The 18849-nt window shown below is 35.9% G+C and carries 17 protein-coding genes; 5 read left to right on the top strand and 12 right to left on the bottom strand.

Translation table 11 applies throughout. From position 1 onward, the window contains the following. Window positions 1–83: 83 nt before the first annotated feature. Together dnaA and DR017_RS13135 are read left to right on the top strand one after the other, a co-directional pair. Window positions 84–1505 (top strand): chromosomal replication initiator protein DnaA, encoded by a 1422-nt coding sequence (gene dnaA, locus DR017_RS13140; protein WP_002678805.1) that lies wholly within the window; start codon window positions 84–86, stop codon window positions 1503–1505. Then, a complete protein-coding gene (locus DR017_RS13135) occupies window positions 1505–2677 on the top strand; it encodes an alanine dehydrogenase (protein WP_002678870.1) in 1173 nt (390 codons plus the stop codon). The genes dnaA and DR017_RS13135 overlap by 1 nt, the downstream gene beginning before the upstream one ends. Window positions 2678–2890: 213 nt before the next feature. Here the strand turns inward: DR017_RS13135 and recQ are convergent, their stop codons facing one another. Further along, window positions 2891–5080 (bottom strand): DNA helicase RecQ, encoded by a 2190-nt coding sequence (gene recQ / locus DR017_RS13130; RefSeq protein WP_009413644.1) that lies wholly within the window; start codon window positions 5078–5080, stop codon window positions 2891–2893. A 202-nt stretch (window positions 5081–5282) separates the two neighbouring features. Between recQ and DR017_RS14465 the strand changes: the two genes are divergently transcribed. Continuing rightward, window positions 5283–5417 (top strand): hypothetical protein, encoded by a 135-nt coding sequence (locus DR017_RS14465; RefSeq protein ID WP_256587590.1) that lies wholly within the window; start codon window positions 5283–5285, stop codon window positions 5415–5417. Between the two features lie 183 nt (window positions 5418–5600). On the opposite strand, the gene DR017_RS13120 is transcribed toward DR017_RS14465, so the two are convergent. Together DR017_RS13120 and DR017_RS13115 are read right to left on the bottom strand one after the other, a co-directional pair. Beyond that, a complete protein-coding gene (locus tag DR017_RS13120) occupies window positions 5601–6044 on the bottom strand; it encodes a GDSL-type esterase/lipase family protein (protein ID WP_002678856.1) in 444 nt (147 codons plus the stop codon). A 150-nt stretch (window positions 6045–6194) separates the two neighbouring features. Next, a complete protein-coding gene (locus tag DR017_RS13115; protein ID WP_002678641.1) occupies window positions 6195–6809 on the bottom strand; it encodes a master DNA invertase Mpi family serine-type recombinase in 615 nt (204 codons plus the stop codon). A gap of 89 nt (window positions 6810–6898) precedes the next feature. Here DR017_RS13115 and DR017_RS14460 point away from each other — a divergent pair, with 89 nt between their 5' ends. Beyond that, window positions 6899–7306, top strand: a complete 408-nt coding sequence (locus DR017_RS14460) for a DNA modification methylase (protein WP_174888851.1) — start codon at window positions 6899–6901, stop codon at window positions 7304–7306. On the opposite strand, the gene DR017_RS13105 is transcribed toward DR017_RS14460, so the two are convergent. Genes DR017_RS13105 through DR017_RS13090 form a run of 3 tightly spaced genes read right to left on the bottom strand, consistent with a single transcriptional unit; the run spans window position 7292 to window position 14329 of the window. Continuing rightward, window positions 7292–7606: a hypothetical protein gene (locus DR017_RS13105; protein WP_040361003.1), complete on the bottom strand. Its 315-nt coding sequence runs from the start codon at window positions 7604–7606 to the stop codon at window positions 7292–7294. The genes DR017_RS14460 and DR017_RS13105 overlap by 15 nt on opposite strands. Before the next feature lie 5 nt (window positions 7607–7611). After that, entirely contained in the window at window positions 7612–11028 is a 3417-nt protein-coding gene (locus DR017_RS14455; protein WP_232501549.1) for an Eco57I restriction-modification methylase domain-containing protein, read from the bottom strand. Between the two features lies 1 nt (window position 11029). Then, complete coding sequence (locus DR017_RS13090) at window positions 11030–14329, bottom strand: helicase-related protein (protein WP_040360998.1); 3300 nt, start codon at window positions 14327–14329, stop codon at window positions 11030–11032. Between the two features lie 125 nt (window positions 14330–14454). Here DR017_RS13090 and DR017_RS14140 point away from each other — a divergent pair, with 125 nt between their 5' ends. After that, window positions 14455–14679, top strand: coding sequence for a hypothetical protein (locus DR017_RS14140; RefSeq protein WP_111944749.1), 225 nt, complete (start codon window positions 14455–14457; stop codon window positions 14677–14679). Here the strand turns inward: DR017_RS14140 and recR are convergent. The 6 genes from recR to DR017_RS13055 all read right to left on the bottom strand — a co-directional run bounded on the left by recR (window position 14623) and on the right by DR017_RS13055 (window position 18811). Beyond that, on the bottom strand, window positions 14623–15243 hold the full coding sequence (recR, locus tag DR017_RS13080; RefSeq protein ID WP_040360843.1) for a recombination mediator RecR: 621 nt from the start codon (window positions 15241–15243) through the stop codon (window positions 14623–14625). The genes DR017_RS14140 and recR overlap by 57 nt on opposite strands. 15 nt (window positions 15244–15258) lie before the next feature. Next, entirely contained in the window at window positions 15259–15723 is a 465-nt protein-coding gene (locus DR017_RS13075) for a low molecular weight protein-tyrosine-phosphatase (RefSeq protein ID WP_002678113.1), read from the bottom strand. A gap of 99 nt (window positions 15724–15822) precedes the next feature. After that, on the bottom strand, window positions 15823–16407 hold the full coding sequence (nadD, locus tag DR017_RS13070) for a nicotinate (nicotinamide) nucleotide adenylyltransferase (protein ID WP_002678285.1): 585 nt from the start codon (window positions 16405–16407) through the stop codon (window positions 15823–15825). Further along, window positions 16404–16970, bottom strand: coding sequence for a guanylate kinase (gene gmk, locus DR017_RS13065; protein ID WP_002678115.1), 567 nt, complete (start codon window positions 16968–16970; stop codon window positions 16404–16406). The genes nadD and gmk overlap by 4 nt, the downstream gene beginning before the upstream one ends. A gap of 27 nt (window positions 16971–16997) precedes the next feature. Next, window positions 16998–17852: a YicC/YloC family endoribonuclease gene (locus tag DR017_RS13060; RefSeq protein WP_002678248.1), complete on the bottom strand. Its 855-nt coding sequence runs from the start codon at window positions 17850–17852 to the stop codon at window positions 16998–17000. Window positions 17853–17857: 5 nt separating this feature from the next. Further along, entirely contained in the window at window positions 17858–18811 is a 954-nt protein-coding gene (locus tag DR017_RS13055) for a transketolase family protein (RefSeq protein ID WP_002678081.1), read from the bottom strand. Window positions 18812–18849: the final 38 nt, after the last annotated feature.

Here is an 18849-nt window from a genome sequence, read left to right as displayed (position 1 = left end):
AAAAAAGAACAGTATTATCACCGGCAAAATTAGTAAAAAAATCTAATAATCAAATTTTTAGCTAAAAAGTAGCACCCTAAAAAATGAAAGAAGCAGCTGAAAAAGTTTGGAGTAAGTGTCTTGAATTTATAAAAGACAACATCACTGAGCAACAATTTAATACTTGGTTTGTTCCTATTGTCCCTGTTGAATTAGAGGGGAATGCTTTGAAAATCAAAGTTCCAAGTAGATTCTTTTATGAATGGTTAGAAGAAAATTTTATTTCTCTTCTCAAATCAGCAATGACATTTACTTTGGGAGTAAACTCCCGCCTTGTGTATATTGTTGATAATCCACTTACTAAAGAACAACTTCCAAGTACGAATCGTCCAGAATTAGCAAAACAGACTTTGACTTTAGCTACTGAGACCAAAGACCCTGGACTTAAAAATCCTTTTGTAATACCTGGAATTCGTGAGATAACTGTTGATCCTCAACTCAATTTACATCAAAACTTTGATAATTTTGTAGAAGGTGCTTCTAATCGTTTGGCACGTTCTGCAGGTATGGCAGTAGCCAATAAACCTGGTGGAACGGCTTTTAATCCACTATTTATTTTTGGAGGGGTAGGCTTAGGAAAAACTCACTTAGCTCACGCTATAGGGGTGGATATTAAAGAAAAATACCCCAAGAAAAAAGTGCTTTATGTTTCTGCTGAAAAGTTTACTCAACAGTTTATCAGTGCTTCTACAGCTAAAGACAAGGATAAAAATACTCTTAACGACTTTATTCACTTCTATCAGCTCATCGATGTACTTATCGTAGATGATATTCAATTCCTTTCGGGGAAGGTAAAAACTCAAGATGCTTTCTTTCATATCTTCAATCACCTACACCAAAACGGCAAGCAGGTAATCCTCACTTCGGATAAAGCTCCTGTAGATTTATTTGATATAGAACAACGTCTCCTTTCTCGTTTTAAATGGGGGCTTTCGGCTGAATTACAAACTCCTGACTACGAAACACGTTACAAGATTTTAGAAAATAAATTCTATAATGATGGAGCCGAAATAGGAGAAGATATAATTGCTTATTTGGCTGAAAATATACGTACGAATGTACGTGAATTAGAAGGGGTGAGCAACTCATTGATTGCACAAGCAGCGTTTAATCGCAAAGAATATTCTATAGAACTCGCACAAAGCATTATTGATAAATCGGTGAAAAATAATAAAAACGATTTAACTATTGACCACATTCAGCAAATTATAGCCGATTACTTCAATTTAGATATCGAATCACTACATTCCAAGACCCGTAAACGCAATGTAGTACAAGCCCGACAATTGGCGATGTTTTTCTCGAAGAAATACACTAAAAACTCACTTTCTACCATTGGAAGCCAGATAGGGCAACGTGATCACGCCACGGTGCTACACGCTTGCAAAACAGTGGAAAACTTAATAGAAACCGATCGCGCTTTCAAGAAATATGTGAGTGATTTAGAAACTAAATTCTCAGACTGATGCAAACCATATCTCAACTATTACCACAAGAAGAACGCTTAGCGGTGAGCAATGAGCAACAATCTTTGAAAATAGGACTTCCTAAAGAACGCACTTTTCAAGAGAAACGAATTTGCTTAACACCAGATGAAGTAGCGGTATTAGTAACTAATGGTCACCAAATTCTCGTAGAGGCTGGGGCAGGTGAAGAAGCTCACTTTCCTGATGCTGATTACAGCGAGGCAGGTGCTGAAATTGTGTATGATACCGAAGCAGTTTTTGCTTGTCCAATGGTACTGAAAGTTGAGCCTCCTACTACTGAAGAACTTGCTTACTTCAACCCTCAAACTGTATTGCTTTCAGCTTTACAACTCAATACACAAGATATAGCCTACTTTGAGATGCTTACACAAAAGCAAATTACTGCTTTAGCTTTTGAATATATCAAAGATGAGGCTGAAAATTATCCTATACAACAATCGGTAGATGAGCTCACGGGGATAGCTGCTGTGCTTACCGCTTCAGAACTCATCACAGAAGAAAATCGACTTTTATTTGGGAATATTACAGGAGTACCTCCTATAGAGGTGGTACTTTTGGGAGCTAATAATATCACAGAAGCCGCTGCTAAAGCTGCCTTAGGATTAGGTGCTAATGTAAAGATATTTGCTTCCTCCCTTACCGATTTAAGGGAACTACGCACACATTTACCTTCCTCAGTATATACTGCAACCTTACAACCTCAATTACTTCGTGAATCTTTGAAGTGTTGTAATGTGCTTATAGGTGCTATGACAGGAACTCATCGCTCACCTATAATTGTTGCAGAAGATATGGTACAACAGATGCCACGAGGTGCTGTGATTGTAGATACAAGTATAGGCAATGGAGGTTGTGTGGAAACAAGCGGACTTACGACTTTAGAACAACTCACCTTTACTAAATACGAAGTTGTACATTGTGGGGTGCCTAACCTTTCTTCACGTTATGCCCGTACAGCTTCAACGTCGTTGAGTAATATTTTATTGCCCTATCTGCTGAAAATAGGGGAGGAGGGAGGAGTAGAAAACTTCTTACAAATAGATAAAGGCTTTAGAAACGGACTTTATTCTTACCACGGAATCCTTACCCATAGTACTGTTTCAGAATGGTTTGGATTACCTTGTAAACCACTACATTTATTGTTTTTATAAGATATAAAAAAGAGGTTGTCCAAAAAGTTCTATTTATGTGGGCGTTTGCAAAACGCCCATAACATACTACAAAAATTATTGATAATCAAATTAATGGGTTTTGCCAAAGGTGTGATTCGCACAGGGAATTTTAAACTTTGGCAAAGTGTAACGATAAAAAAGAGAATTAAGCATTTTGCCTAATTCTCTTTTTTTATTTTATGTGTACTTCAGTTAATTTGCTACTTCACTGATAAACTTCAATCGGTAGATTCTTAGTTCATCATCTTCGTATTCACCAGCAAATTCTTTAGAAGCTAAAGATATTTTGTCACTTTCAGCTTCCATAAAGTATTCGTGAAGCTCTTCTTGTTGTTCTTCATCAAAGATTTCGTTTACCCAATAATCAATATTTAGCTTGGTACCGCTGTATACGATTTGTTCCATTTCTTTGAGAAACTCGTCCATTTCCAACCCTTTTGCTTGAGCAATATCAGGCAATGGCAATTTGCGGTCTATATTCTGAATGATAAATAATTTTAAAGCTGAGTTAGATCCTGTAGTTTTTACTATTAAATCCTCAGCGCGTACAATATCATTTTCCTCTACATAACGCTCAATGAGTTTTACAAACTCACTACCGTATTTCTTAGCTTTGCCTTCTCCTATTCCGTGTACATTGGTAAGTTCCTGAATGGTAATAGGATATTTGAGTGCCATATCTTCGAGTGAAGGGTCTTGGAATACCACAAATGGAGGCACCCCTTTCTGTTTGGCTACCTTTTTGCGCAAATCTTTTAGCATATCCAACAATACAGGGTCGGCGGCTACTGCATTAGCACTATTGATATCTTCAGGTTCTTCTTCATAACTATGGTCTTCAGTCATCATAAATGAAGGCACTTCTTTTAAGAATTCCTTTCCTTTATCGGTGATAAACATTACTCCGTAAGTTTCTATATCCTTGCGTATGAGTCCGTTTACCATTACCTGACGAAGGAGAGCCATCCAATAAGCATCATCTTTATCTTTACCAATACCAAAGAAGTCTTGTTCATCAATACGATGTGCTTTGATAAGGGCACTCACTTTACCGATAAGTGTATTTACAATTTCTTTAGCTTTGAACTTTTGTTTGGTAGCAATAATCACGTTGAGCAATTTTACTACATCATCTTTGGCTTCCTTCTTCTCTTTAGGAAAACGCACATTGTCGTCCATATTAGCACCTTCGCCATTTACCTCGTCAAACTCTTCGCCAAAGTAATGCAAGATAAATTTACGGCGAGAACTAGAGGTTTCGGCGTAAGCTACAATATCCTGCAAGAGTGCTTGTCCTATTTCCTGCTCGGCTATAGGTTTGCCTATCATAAACTTTTCCAGTTTCTCTACATCTTTATAAGAGTAGAAAGCCAAGCAATGCCCTTCACCACCATCACGACCAGCACGTCCTGTTTCTTGATAGTAACTTTCAATACTTTTTGGGATATCATGGTGGATTACAAAGCGTACATCGGGTTTATCGATACCCATACCAAAGGCGATGGTTGCTACCACCACATCTACCTCTTCCATCAAGAACATATCTTGGTGTTTGGCGCGTGTTTTGGCATCTAATCCCGCGTGGTAAGGTACCGCCGAAATACCATTTACTTGTAAGGTTTGTGCAAGGTCTTCTACCTTTTTACGGCTGAGACAGTATATAATTCCTGATTTTTTGCTGTTCTGTTTTACAAAACGGATTATATCGGCATCTACATTTTTGGTTTTAGGGCGTACTTCATAATAGAGATTAGGGCGGTTGAATGATGATTTAAATACATTGGCTTCGAGCATTCCCAAGTTTTTGAGGATATCCTCTTGCACTTTTGGGGTAGCTGTAGCTGTAAGCGCGACGATAGGGATATTGCTGCCCAGACGCTCAATAATGGTTTTGATATTGCGGTACTCAGGGCGGAAATCGTGTCCCCATTCAGAGATGCAATGCGCCTCGTCTACAGCGACAAAGGAGATAGGAACGGTTTTGAGAAAGTTAGCATATTCCTCTTTGATGAGGGACTCAGGGGCGACATATAGCAATTTGGTTTTGCCAGCGCTGATATCCTCCATTACCTCGCGGATTTCGTTTTTGGTAAGAGAAGAGTTGAGTACGTGGGCAATACTATCGGTAGATGAAATACCACGCATCGCGTCTACTTGGTTTTTCATCAAGGCGATAAGGGGGGAAATCACAATAGCAGTTCCCTCCAGAACTAAGGCAGGCAATTGGTAGCACAATGATTTACCACCACCTGTGGGCATAATTACAAAGGTATTTTCTTTGTTGATCACGCTGGTAATAATTTCTTCTTGATGCCCTTTGAACGCTTCAAACCCAAAGTAGTGTTTCAGGGCATTGTGTAAATCATTTTTTGTCATTTTCATATTAAATATTCTCCTGTTTTAGTGTTGAGTTTTTCTGTTATCAGAATATATTTTACAAATATACGACATTTTTCTAAACCACAAAAAATTTTAATAAAAAAAGTGTTGCCTGCCAATTTCATTGAAAGGAGACAATCTGTAAAGGAGATAACTTGTGATTTAATACAAGTTGCACAGGCAGGTGCGAGCCGCACGGGCAGAGATGGGAGTGATGGGAGTGATGGGAGTGATGGGAGTGATGGGAGGTGTGGGAGTGATGGGGGGTGTGGGAATGATGGGGGGTGTGGGAATGATGGGGGGTGTGGGAATGATGGGAGGTGTGGGAGTGATGGGATAGCCCCCGATCCCTCGAAGGGGGGACAATCTGGAAAAGAGATTAATGGGAGGTGTGGGAATAATGGGAGAGGTGGGAGCGGTGGGAGAAGTATAGTTTTTATCTTCCACAAAGCCAGCGAGGGCTCACAGCTGGGTATGTGAACACGAATTTGCACGAAATAAGGACTGCAAAAAACTTTTTGCTTTACATTATCTCACGAATTTTTACCTGACGGTGAATTATTTTGTAAATCTTCGTTTTGGGAGATTCGTTTTGTATTTTCTCAACAATTTGCTTCATATTCTGCACAATAGTTTCCACCTCTATCCCACGAGAAATATCATTAATCCCGATGAGGATAAATATTTTAGCAGGCTTACCTTTTACGATAGCATCTAATCGGTCATACACCCCTCCGGAAGTATCACCGCTAATACCTCTGTTTTTCACTCGTTTTCGTGGAAAAAGTTCATTCCATTCAGCGCCATTGGTAATACTATTGCCGATGAAAACAATGTCCTTAAAAGTGATAGCCAACTCTCTAAACAAGTTAGCCCGCTGTACATAAAAAGTCGAATACTTTTGAGTTTGAGCCTCGCTAAGTTGAGCAAATAATATTGCTAAAAGAGTGATTAAAAAGTGTTTCATATCTTTGTAAAGAGTTTAGATAAGAGTTGCAGATGTATTATAAAAAGTTAAATATCCTAATAAAGCAGGCGCCACACCTACAACCGTTCTTTTACAAAAGTACTTACTGTAAGATGGTGTACTTCTGCTGTACTATACTTTTTGACAAAGCTAATTTTTCTTATAAATATGTAGTTTTTCCCTTTTGATAAAACGATTTACTGTACCCTTAGAAACTTTTAGTTTTAAGCTAATTTCACGCTGAGACATACCTTGCTTTATATACTTCCGTATTTTATCCTCGTTTCCCGTTAGCTTAACTTTTTTTGAAAGACTTCCTTTGGGGCGACCAATAAATACCCCTTCTGCCTTTTTACGAGCCAACGCCTCTTTGGTACGCTGACTGATAAGGTTTCTCTCAATTTCTGCGGATAAACCAAAAGCAAAGGCTAATACTTTACTACTAATGTCACTACCTAAACGGTAATTATCTTTGATTGTCCATACTTGAATGTCGTTTTTCATACATTCATTTAGGATTGCCATTATCATAAGTAAATTACGCCCTAAACGGGAGAGCTCTGAACAAATAAGAATATCTCCTTTTTGCATTTTAGCAAGTAAATCCCCCAATTTTCGCTTATCTACATCTTTAGTGCCACTAATAGTTTCTTCTATCCAAGTATCTACTTTTAGAGCTTCTTTCTTACAAAAGTTTTTAATCTCAAAACGTTGGTTTTCTACTGTTTGTCGGTCTGTGCTGACCCTAATATATCCGTACACCATAAAAATTAGTTTTTCTTTTAATATAATAAAATTGTACCAATTATAGTGTCGGCTTTTTAAAATCCAACTCAGGTAAAAAAGGGGAAGGTATGCCTGTAGTCAGAAATCCTCAGTTTTACTTTAAGGAGGGATTTTGTTGGACAGATGTAAATAGCACTTATCTAAAATCAAGGCTCAAAAAGAATGGTGTTTTTGATGTATTAAGTATGAGTTTATTTACTTTAGTTTCTTCATTACCTGATTGGTATTATGTTTGTTTAATAAACTCAAGGTTAATTAGTTTATATGTGGATAATTTCATCAATAACACCTCTCACTTTCAGATCAACGATGCTCGGCAATTACCCATTATTATACCTAATAAAACTACCTTAGATAAATTTGAAAAACTTTTTAAACAAGCTGTCCAAATTAAAAAAAGGTATTCAAATGAGGTAGAACTAGATAACATTCAACAAGAAATAGATATTTTGGTAAATGAGTTATATGCTATATAGCTCATTTACTAATTTATTTAATTGAAATTCTTTTCTTTTTATTCTATTTTCAAAGGTAATATCATCAATTATACTATTAAATTCTTGTTTTTTGATTACAATTATTTCATCAAATAATTTCTTATAAATTTGTAATTGTTCTTGTGTGGGAATTATAATAGGCAATTGTCTAATATCATTAATTTGTATATTTACAGTAATATTTAAAAAATCTCTGTAATAATCAAATAGTATATCTGAGTTAAGAAGAATCACAAAATAAAAATCTGGAATTTTGTCAATAATAGAACTTAAAGACATTGAACCTACATCACATTTACAGATTTTACTTTTAATTTTGTTTTCAGTAATCTTGCTTGTGGATTTAGAACATTAGTCCAACAAAATCCCTCTCTAAAATAGAACTGATACCCTTGATACCTTGCTTTTGGGTCAGTTTTAAGATATCCGACATTTTCTTTGCTCCAAGCAATGGCAAAAGGTGTTTCTAAATACCAGCGATTTCCGTCTTTATCACCCTTATCATAAGGTACATAGAATTTCTTAGTAGGCTCTATACCATTGTCTTTTTCATCTTGAGTAAGAGTTTCTACATCAGCCATTTCGTCATCTTCTATAAGCCTGTAAATATAGCCTTGCCCAAAAATATCTCTACCAAACTTCTCTTTTAGTTCATCAAAAAGTGTTGCTATCTGTTCTTCCGAAAGAGCGGCTAAATAGTCTTTTGCTTCTTCCTCATTAGCAACCTTAACAGCTGTTTTATACCGTTTTACTACCTCTAAAAGTTTTTTAGGACGCGATTCTAATATATTTTTAGCCCATTTGGTAGATTTTCTTACTGCTATATATTTACCGTTATTAGCAGTAGCCAATCCTTGTCCTCCTTCAGTCAAACAACCTAACAAAGCAATATCACCAGATTGCAAACTTTGTCTATAAGCCTCTAATTCTTTGCTGTACTTATTAATGTTCTTGCTGGTTGATATTTTATCCCACCACTGTTCATAAAGTTCTTTTACTTTTTTGCCATACAAACTATGAATTTTCATATTGTACTCAGTAGGTTTAAATATCACTGAATTTTGGGTATCAATAAATACATTTTGGGCTACGTCATAATGTAAAGGATTTTCTAAATCTTTACTACCATCTAAAAACAAGAGAATATTATTTTCAGGTTTTACTTTAGAAAAAGAGGTAATACAAGTATCTACCATAGCCGACTTAAACGGATTACCAGTATCAAAAATATATTCTAATCGCTGAGAAAGCAATAAATCCCGTAAGTTCCTTTTAGTTTGTGTAGTCCAAAAGGTTTTAGAAGTAATAAAAGAAAGTACCCCTTTATCCCTTAATATTTGATATCCTTTAAAAAAGAAATGGTTATACAAGTCATCAGAAAAACCAAATTCATATTCTAATAGAGGTTTATCTTCCTCAGGGACTCCTTTTGTTGAAACATACGGTGGGTTTCCAATCACAATATCGAAGCCTCCTTTGTCAAAAACTTTCTTAAAGTATAAATGCCAAAGAAAATAAGGACGTTCTATTTTGGTTTGGAAACTGATAAGTTCGTTTTCTATGTAATCAAGTTCTAAGAGCCGTTTTTTATTAGCTATATAGGCTTTGTACTCTTTCCCTTTTGAAGTAAGAATACCTTTTTGAAGTTTTTTAGTTAGCTCTTCTTCAGAGGAGATACCAAATTTCTTCTCAAAATCATTTACTTTTTTCTCTATTAGGTGTTTTTCAAAGATAATTTTATAGTGTATTTTTCCTTCTATAAGATCATTAATCTCTTTGCGCTTTAGGTTTTTGTCTTCTGTTGTAGTGAAGTAGTCTTTGATAAGTTCTTGTATCTTTTCTCTATGAGCTTCACTAAAAAATGTTAGTTGTTGGAAGCTTTTATATTCGTCTCCATAGTCAATGAGGTCATCTACTATAATTTCTTCCTCACTTCCTATATGACTCAGATCTACTCCCTGATAGCTTTCTAACAAACTATTACCTTGCATAATCTTAAAGTCTAAGTTTGGAAGTGGTTGTGGAAGTTGTTCATCTACTACTAAACTTAACCAAAATCGCAAGCGGGCTATGTCTACTGCACCTGCATCAATATCAACTCCATAGATATTTTGCTCAATGATATGTTTTTTAATCTGAGCATCAGTTTGTTCTAGAGTTATTCCTAATTGTTGCAAGGTAATTTTGATATAGTATATTTCTTGCAAAAGTCCCATAGGGAAAGCCCCAGACCCAATAGCAGGATCACATATTTTTACATTTTCTAAAGAGGTAGTAATAACATCCCCTTTTTCTTTTATATATTTTCTTTCCTCTTCATTAAGGGGTTGATGCTCTATTATTTTTGTAATAACATCTTTTGCTTTTTCTGATTGACCATTAGGGATTATTTTTGAAAGTAAAAAGTTTTTTAGGCTTTCTTTGCACATATAATGTACAATTTCTTTAGGGGTGTAGAAAGCTCCTTTATCCTTATTGTCTTCCAAAAGGTTTTCAAAGATATGTCCCAACATTTCAGGGTCTACCGCTATGGTATGCTCATTAGGAGCATCTTCATAGACGGTGAAGTTGTAGGAGTTAAAGGTATCAAAAAGTTCAGTAAAAATAGAGTAAGGCAAATTTACCTTATCAAAGTGTTGGTCTTGTGTTTTATCAAATAACCCACCATTAAGATAAGGGAAACGCAAGTCATTTGTTTCACTCTCTGACTTTTTATCTGTAAAACATTCAAAAAATAATGGAGCTAAACGTTTTTCATAAAAATAGGGTTGGTCTTCTCTAGGTGTTTCTTTATACAATTGGTATAAATAATCATAATTACCTTCTCCCCAATTTTTACCCTTAGGTACTGCTAACCAGCCTTTCTTTTGTATAAAGTACAAAAAGACAATCCGTCCCATCATTCGTTTTACAAAATCACGAACAGCTTTTTTATTTCCATTAAAAAGATTAGGATATTCCTTATTTTTAAAAGGTTGTGTTTCACTATCAGGATGTGGCATAGGATAATCTTTATAGTTCTTATAACCATCAAAATTAGGGTGTGGTTCGTGTTTCTTTATCTCAATATATTTTTTTGTTTTTTTATCCATTTCATAACGAACCCCTATAATATGTTGTACAAAATCTTCATAGATATCCTTATATCTATCAAAGAAATCATTGTTAAGTGCCTCTACTGCGAAGGCATTTTTAAAATCTTCTAACGAAAGTTCTTTTCCTACTAAAAGTTGAAGTCTATCTGTGGCTGTTTTTGTCTTTTCTCCTTCTCCTAACAAGTAGGTAAAGCGTTTTTCATTCGTAATTTCCTTAATAATCTTACCTTTCTCATCTACTTCTTTTATGATTTCAGAAATATATGACAACCGCCATTTCTTTTCTTGTACAAAAACTACCAACACACCATCTACATTATATTTGTAGATATTCTTCATCAATTGGCGAAGTCCTACTTTGTTGCGATAAAGCAACATATCTTCACTAATATTTACTTGGTAAATACCAATAAGCCTCCCTTCGGTAGTTTCATAATTACCTAATTCATAAGCTTCTTTCACTTTTTCACTTTTAGAAAGCTCTATTCTTTGAGGTTTTTGCAATATAACTCCTGTACCTGAATTATGAGCAAAAAGTTCTTTCAAGAAGCTAATCCAATCTTCCTGATGATAAGGAGATGAGAGTATTTGTCTTAAATTTTTCATACTATTTAATAAATGTTTCAGTGATTACTATTTCGGGTAATATATCCAATGCTTTTTCCTTATTATTTTTTATACTATCAAAAGATGATACTACGTATTTATTAGCTAAATTCAGAATAAGTTGTTGAGCATTTCCAAATGTTATTTTTTGTTTATCTAACTGCTGTCGTATCTTCTTTACATCAGTAGGTATATTTGTAAAAGTACCTTTGTCAATAAGTTTGATAAGCTGATCACAAGCTATTTTTAGTTCTTCGTTATTTAAAGTTCCTTTTATATCACGTAAGAATTTTTTAGCTTGCATTGTATTTCCATCTGCTTTATCAGTCGGAGTTACAGTTTCAATATTAGCTTGTATGGTATCGTTTTCGAACTTACTTTGTGCCAAATTTACATCTTTATAATGAGATGCAGGCACCTCAAAACCTTTCTCCGAAACAGTAGCTTCGAAGCGTTCGGCTGCTTCCAAAAAATCAATACTTTCTATTTCTTCTTTCCCATTTACTCTATAAAACTCACTTTTATAGGGTGATTTCATAAAAATGATAGAACCATTTTTCACATCATCAAATGGAGTGTTTTCGTTTTTACGAGCTGTACGGGCTTTGAAAGGAATGTTAGAAATACGTTTAAATTCCTTAGGGTTATTATCTTTAAATTCACGAATAAAACGCAGATAGTGCAAACGTTTGTCTTCTTCTCCTTCACCTCCTTCTTTAAAAAGCTCAAATTGTTCTACTAATTCTTCTTTAGAGAATACTTGTGCATCTTCTCCAAAAGCAGAATGGAAACCTTGCAGTTTGATATAGGCTTTTTTGTATAATTTGATTTCTTCATCACCTTGTGCTGAAGGGTAAAAAATAAAGTTATACACAATCCCTGCTTCACTTCCTATTCGGTTGATACGTCCAAGTCGTTGCATTAGCTTAGTAGCATTCCAAGGGGTATCATAATTTAACAATACATTGGCACGATGCAAGTTGATACCCTCAGCAAGCACATCGGTAGTAATGAGTATTTGCAAATCATTTTTTCGTTCTTTTGTATAGTTGGCATCAAAGTTAGCTTGAATATCATCAAATATTTTACTTCTATTTTCTGAAGAAACTTTCAATATTTTGTTAGGTGCTATTTTAGTTGAAAGTTTTTCTGTTAAATAATCAGCTGTATCATTACTTTCAGTAAAAATAATTAACTGTTGTGAAGGATTCTTTTCTTTATCAAGTAAAGTACTATTTAGAATACTAAATAACTTATCTATTTTAGGGTCATTCTTTATTTTTTCCCATTTTTCAAAAAGTGTTTTCAGTGAACTTGCATCTTTTTTTAATCCTTCTAAGAGAGCAGGATCAAAATCATCTGCCGAAAAGATATTATTTCTTGCATTTTTTGCATTTTTCTGAAGGATTATCTCTTCTATTTCCTCTTCCGAAAAACCTTTTTCATATAGAGTGTTGATATTTAAGTCAGGCGCAATATAAACTCTGTCATTTTCAAACATTTCAATCATCCGTTGGGTTGATTTTAATAAGTTCTCTAATGTTTTCTTAAATGCTACGAAACTACTTTCCAAACGCTTCACCATTAAAGTTTTCATAATACCCGCTAACGATTGAGATACTAATTCAGCTTTTTCATAGTATTTTTCTTGTATCTCTTTGTTCAAAAAGCGAATAGCCTGATAACGATAATAACCTATTTTATCATCATCTGTTAAGTTAAATATTGTATCATAAAACAATCTACCAAGAGGAATATCAAATTGGTATTCGACAGTTTGTAAAGGTGCAATTTCAGGGAAAATAATACCTTGGTCTTTTAAATCATCTAAATATTTAGGATATTTCTTAAGGTCTTTTCGTGTCCTGCGCACTGTAATCTCAGCTATTACTTTTTCACGAATTTGCTTATAGATATTCCTTACTTTTCCCATATCAGGAGTGGTAGTATTCATAATATCTTTGTATTCACGAATCAATGGAGCAAAAAAGTTTTGCAAATTATTTACTTTTTCTAAAGTACTTGTACGAATATCTTGGAATAGTTGTACTTGATAATAAAGATCTTCCGGACGGTTATTAAGAGGGGTCGCTGAAATAAGTATTACTTTTTTCTTATCTCCTTCTATAAGTCCTTCCGCTTTTCGTGGGGTTTTACAAATTCGTTGTAAGTAATCAAAACCTTGCGATCTATGATTGCGATATTTATGTGCTTCATCTACTAAAATTAAATCATATTCATCTATTTCCCAATAGTTATCCAAATCCTTTTCATCTACTATTTTATTGAGACTACCATTAGTGATAAACTTAGTATTTTTATCTAACCTAAAAAGTTTAAAAGTTTGCTTCCAGTTCTTTTCTACTGCTGGAGGAGTAACTACTAATATTTTAGTTTGTGCAAAACCATTAGCTATACAAAAACGTTTTGCTATCATCGAAGCTATAACTGTTTTTCCTAATCCAACCACATCGGCTAAGAAAAAACCATTGTGCTTTTGTAGCATTTCAAACCCTTGGTTTACAGCGTCTATTTGATAACTTAATTTTTTGTAAGTTGAGGGTAAGTCGCCCACTGTATTAGGGTCGTAATCAATATTTTTTCCAAAATACTCTATAAGTAGTTTTATAAATATTTCAAAAGGAGTAAACGCTTGCCCAATATAAGTTTTCTTAATTAGTCCGTCTACATCAGCAGGAAGTAATACATCAGAGTCTTCCCATAGTTTATCAAACTCTTTTTTTGCAAATTCTACATCATCAAAGTCCTTTAAAGCTATATTCAATTCATAGTTAGGAGCTTTTTTACTACCAATACCTGCATCAGTAAGATTAGAAGAGCCCATTACTACCCAACCATCAGTATATTCACTATGTTCTTTTGGTAAAATAATATAGAATTTAGCGTGAATAGATTGACTATTGTGTACCCTTACTTCAATGCGCTTATCTACAATATCTTGAATAAACTGCAAGATACTTTCTTCTACTTCTTTAGAGTATTGAGCTTCTTTTACATCCTCAATAAACCACTTTTCAAACTCTTCTTTAGTTTTATCCGAATTTTTAAAGTAGAGAATTCCTCTTTTTTGAGCATCAGCTATAAGAGTATCTACATTGATACCTACTAAGATTTTAACTTCTTCTACTTCTTTTAGCATCTCACGCATTTTAAAGTAGCCTGAAGAACGAAAATAAGCTGAAACAGCTTTAAAAGCTGCTGGTTTCATTGCTTTAATAATCCCTTCAAATTTCTTGAACAAGGTATTTCCTTCTGTATTAGTAAAAAACTTGGAACTCATAATCAGGTTATTATATCTTTATTTTATACAGTGCGGCAAATGTAATGTAAAAAAGTTGAATAACCTAATGAAATAGGATTTTTTTAGGGAATTTTTAAAGAGGGGAGTGAGCAGCACGGGCAGGGATGGGAGTGGTGGGAGTGGTGGGAGCGGTGGGAGCGGTGGGAATGGTGGGAGTAATGGGAGGGGTGGGAGTAATGGGAGGGGTGGGAGTAATGGGAGGGGTGGGAGTAATGGGAGGGGTGGGAGTAATGGGAGGGGTGGGAGGGGTGGGAGTAATGGGAGGGGTGGGGTTATACTGCTTTGATCGCTTTTTCAAAGGGGATGCGATGGGCGATGCTGCGACCTAAGGTTACTTCATCAGTGTATTCGAGTTCGCTGCCTACAGCTATGCCGCGTGCAATGGTGGAGATAGTGATATGATAGGGCTCTACTTGTTTGTAGATATAAAAGTTGGTTGTATCACCTTCCATAGTGTTGCTCAGGGCGAGAATGAGTTCTGTTACTTTGCCTGCCTTTACTTTTTCTATCAGTGAGGCAATGTGTAGATTGGAGGGGGCAATCCCATCAATGGGAGATATTTTACCTCCTAAAACGTGGTATTGTCCTTTGAACTGACCAGTGTTCTCTATTGCCATTACATCGCGGAAATCCTCTACAACACAAATGATGCCTATGTCACGAGTGGGATTGGCGCATATTTCACAAATATCTACATCGGAGATGTTGTGGCAATTTTTGCAGTACTGTATATGGGTTCGTAATGCTACAATGGCTTGTGCTAACTGCAAGGATTGCTCTTCGGGTTGCTTGAGCAAATGCAGTGCTAAACGCAAGGCGGTGCGCTTGCCTATAGAGGGTAATTGTGCTATTTCGTATACGGCGTTTTCTAAGAGTTTAGATGAGAAGTCCATTTTAGGAGATAGTAGTTAGGGGTTAGATAGTTTGTGAGCAACTTTTGTGCAGGCTTCATCAATGAGTTGATAAACATTCTCAAAATCGGCTTCTGTACCGTAATAAGGGTCGGGGATTTCGCGTTGAGCCATTCCTCCTAAAGCATCGGCTAAAAAATGTACTTTAGCACGTTCTTTTTCGTTTTTAGCAAGACGGATTACGTTTTGGTAGTTACTTCTGTCCATTACGAAGATATAATCGAAGTGTGAGAAATCTTTGGCAGAAAATTGTCGTCCTCTAAGCATAGAGATGTCTATTCCGTGTTGTTTACCAGAAGCAATAGAACGATCATCAGGGGCATCACCAACGTGATAATTGGCAGTACCAGCTGAATCTACTTCAAAGTTATCGGAAGGGAGTTTGCTTCTCATCACACCTTCGGCTAAAGGTGAACGGCAAATATTGCCTAAGCAAACCATTAGTATTTTTGTTTTTGGCATTTTGTTTTAATTTTATTGATGATCAAATTACTGAAAAATGAAGTTTTGGGAGTATCTCGGAGAGACTTGGAGTATCTTGGAGAGACATTGATAAATTTTTTATCTATAGAGTCCCAGTTTATCGATATATTGCCATACTTTTTCGGGGAGTAATGGACGTATATTGCGCCCTACTTTGAGTTCTTCACGTATAAAAGTAGCAGAGAGTTCAATAATAGGGGCATTTATACGGGTGATTTGTGGGTGATTGATTAAGGATTCTGGGATATCTCCCTCTGAAATACGAGGATATACATAAATAGGGTAATTAGCTAAAATATACTCGTAGTTTTTCCATTTGTGAAAGCTCTTTAGGTTGTCTTCCCCCATAATTAAGGCAAAGTTAGCTTGAGGGTGTTTTTCTTCCAAATAGGCTAAAGTGTTTACTGTATAATTGGGTTGAGGCAACTGAAATTCGATGTTTGAAGCTCTTAACTTGGGATATTCATCTATTGCTAAATTTGTCATTTCTAACCGCAAGTGGTTGTCTAACAGCGATTGTTTTTCTTTAAATGGGTTTTGAGGAGTTACGACTAACCACAATTCGTCCATCGCACTGTGTTCTACCAGATGATTGGCAATGATGAGATGCCCTATATGAATAGGGTTAAACGAGCCAAAGAATAAGCCTATTTGTTTTTTCATCGGTTGATAAAATCGGTTACTATACGTTCAGCCTCTTGTAGAGCTTGTTGCAAATCATCGTTTTTGATAATTACATCAAATTGATGAGCTGTAGCCATTTCTTGTTCGGCTTTGTTGAGGCGCATTTGTATTTTTTCTTCTGTTTCGGTTTTACGATTGCGCAAACGTTCTTCTAAGGCAACGAGGCTTGGTGGTTCTACAAAAATTGCTAAGGTTTGGTCAGGGTATTTTTTTTTCAAGCGGAGACCTCCAGCAACATCAAGGTCAAATACTACATTTTTACCATTTGCCCAAAGACGTTCTACTTCAGATTTTAGGGTGCCATAGTAACAGCTAGCATATACTTCTTCCCATTCCATAAAATCATCGTGCTGTATGCGATTTTTGAACTCATCGGCTGAAAGGAAATAGTATTCTTTGCCGTGTTGTTCCACACCGCGAGGTGCGCGAGAGGTAGCCGAAATAGAAAAGGCTAAGTTAAGATTTTCAAGAGATAACAAGTGTTTTACTATGGTAGTTTTGCCACTCCCTGAGGGGGCTGAGAAAATAATTAGTTTGTTCATTTTAGGTGTCAGGTGATAGGTGTCAGGTTACAAGACGTTTAATACTTGTTCTTTAATTTTTTCGAGTTCGTCTTTCATTTGGACAACTAACTGTTGCATAGGGGCAAAGTTAGCCTTAGATCCTAAGGTATTTACCTCTCGTCCAATTTCTTGTGCAATAAAACTCAGTTTTCGTCCGTTAGATTCTTCGCTATGGAGGGTTTCTAGAAAATAGTCTAAGTGCTTTTTGAGTCGGATTTTTTCTTCGGTAATATCCAATTTTTCTAAATAGAAAATAAGTTCTTGTTCAAAGCGATTGGCATCTACATTTTGGATATCGGCAACTGCTTTTTCAAGTCGTTCGCGTATCAAAGCTAAGCGCTCTTCATCAAGACCTTGTACTTCTTGTAATAGGCGGTTGATATTGTTAATACGCAAAATAAAATCCTTTTCTAACACTTTACCTTCCTGAGAGCGAAAGTTTTGCAAATCGGTAATGGCAAGGTTGATATGTTGAAAAATAACAGAAAGTTCTTCTTCAGAAATACTTTCGGAAGTGGTTTGCAAGGCATCAGGCATACGCACTGCCATTTTAAGCAACTCGGTAAGGTCGCCATCCACAATCGTACGCATTTGTTCTATGTACGATTTTACGATGTTAGGATTGATTTTAGAAGGTGTTTGAGTACCTGTATTTTCTATGAAGATGCTAAAATCTACTTTTCCGCGTTGCAATTGTTCAGCAATAAGTTTGCGAAAGTCGAGTTCTTTTTCGCGATATACCTGAGGAATACGTGTGTTGATATCAATACTCTTGCTGTTTAAAGATTTGATTTCTATACTAATATGTTTATCGGCAAGAGATAACACGCTCTTTCCGAATCCTGTCATTGATTGTATCATACTATTTATTTTCTTTTCAGTACTTTTTGAACTGCTTTTAAAATACCCTCTTTGTCTAACCCATATTTTTGCATAAGCTGAGCAGGCGTACCGCTTTCACCAAAGGTGTCGTTTACGGCAACAAACTCTTGTGGAGTAGGGTAGTGTTGTGCAAGTACACGAGCTACACTTTCACCCAGACCTCCGTAGTAATTATGTTCTTCACAAGTAACGATTGCTTTGGTTTTCTTTACAGAATTGAGGATGATTTCTTCGTCTAAAGGTTTGATAGTATGGATATTAATCACTTCGGCAGAGATGCCTTGTTGTTCTAAGGCTTCACAAGCTAAAAGCGCTTCCCAAACTAAATGACCTGTAGCAACGATGGTAACATCAGAACCTTCGTTTAGCAAGATTCCTTTGCCTATTTCAAAAGTTTGGTTTTCGGGAGTAAAGTTAGCTACGGTAGGGCGACCGAAGCGGAGGTATACGGGACCTACATAATCGGCAATAGCAAGGGTTGCAGCTTTAGTTTGATTATAGTCACAAGGATTGATAACCACCATATTAGGCAACATTTTCATCAGTCCGATGTCCTCCAATATTTGGTGAGTAGCTCCGTCTTCGCCTAAGGTAAGTCCGGCGTGAGAGGCGCATATTTTTACATTTTTATTAGAATAGGCAATTGATTGACGTATTTGGTCATAAACACGACCTGTAGAGAAAGCTGCGAAAGTGCCTGTAAAGGGGATTTTACCACCGATAGTAAGACCAGCAGCAATGCCCATCATATTAGCTTCAGCAATACCTATTTGGAAGAAACGGGTAGGGTTTTCTTCGATAAATTTTTCCATTTTTAGAGAGCCAATCAAGTCGGCACAAAGGGCTACTACGTTAGGGTTTTTGCGACCTAATTCGGCAAGTCCAGCGCCGAAGCCACTTCGGGTATCTTTTTTTCCTGTATCGATATATTTTTTCATTGGAAAAATGAGTGTTAATGTTATTGAGCGACAAAGGT

The organism is Capnocytophaga sputigena, assembly GCF_900446695.1.
GTDB lineage: Bacteria > Bacteroidota > Bacteroidia > Flavobacteriales > Flavobacteriaceae > Capnocytophaga > Capnocytophaga sputigena.
The sequence above is the reverse complement of the archived record's forward strand: the minus strand, read 5'-3'. Positions and strand labels throughout refer to the sequence as shown.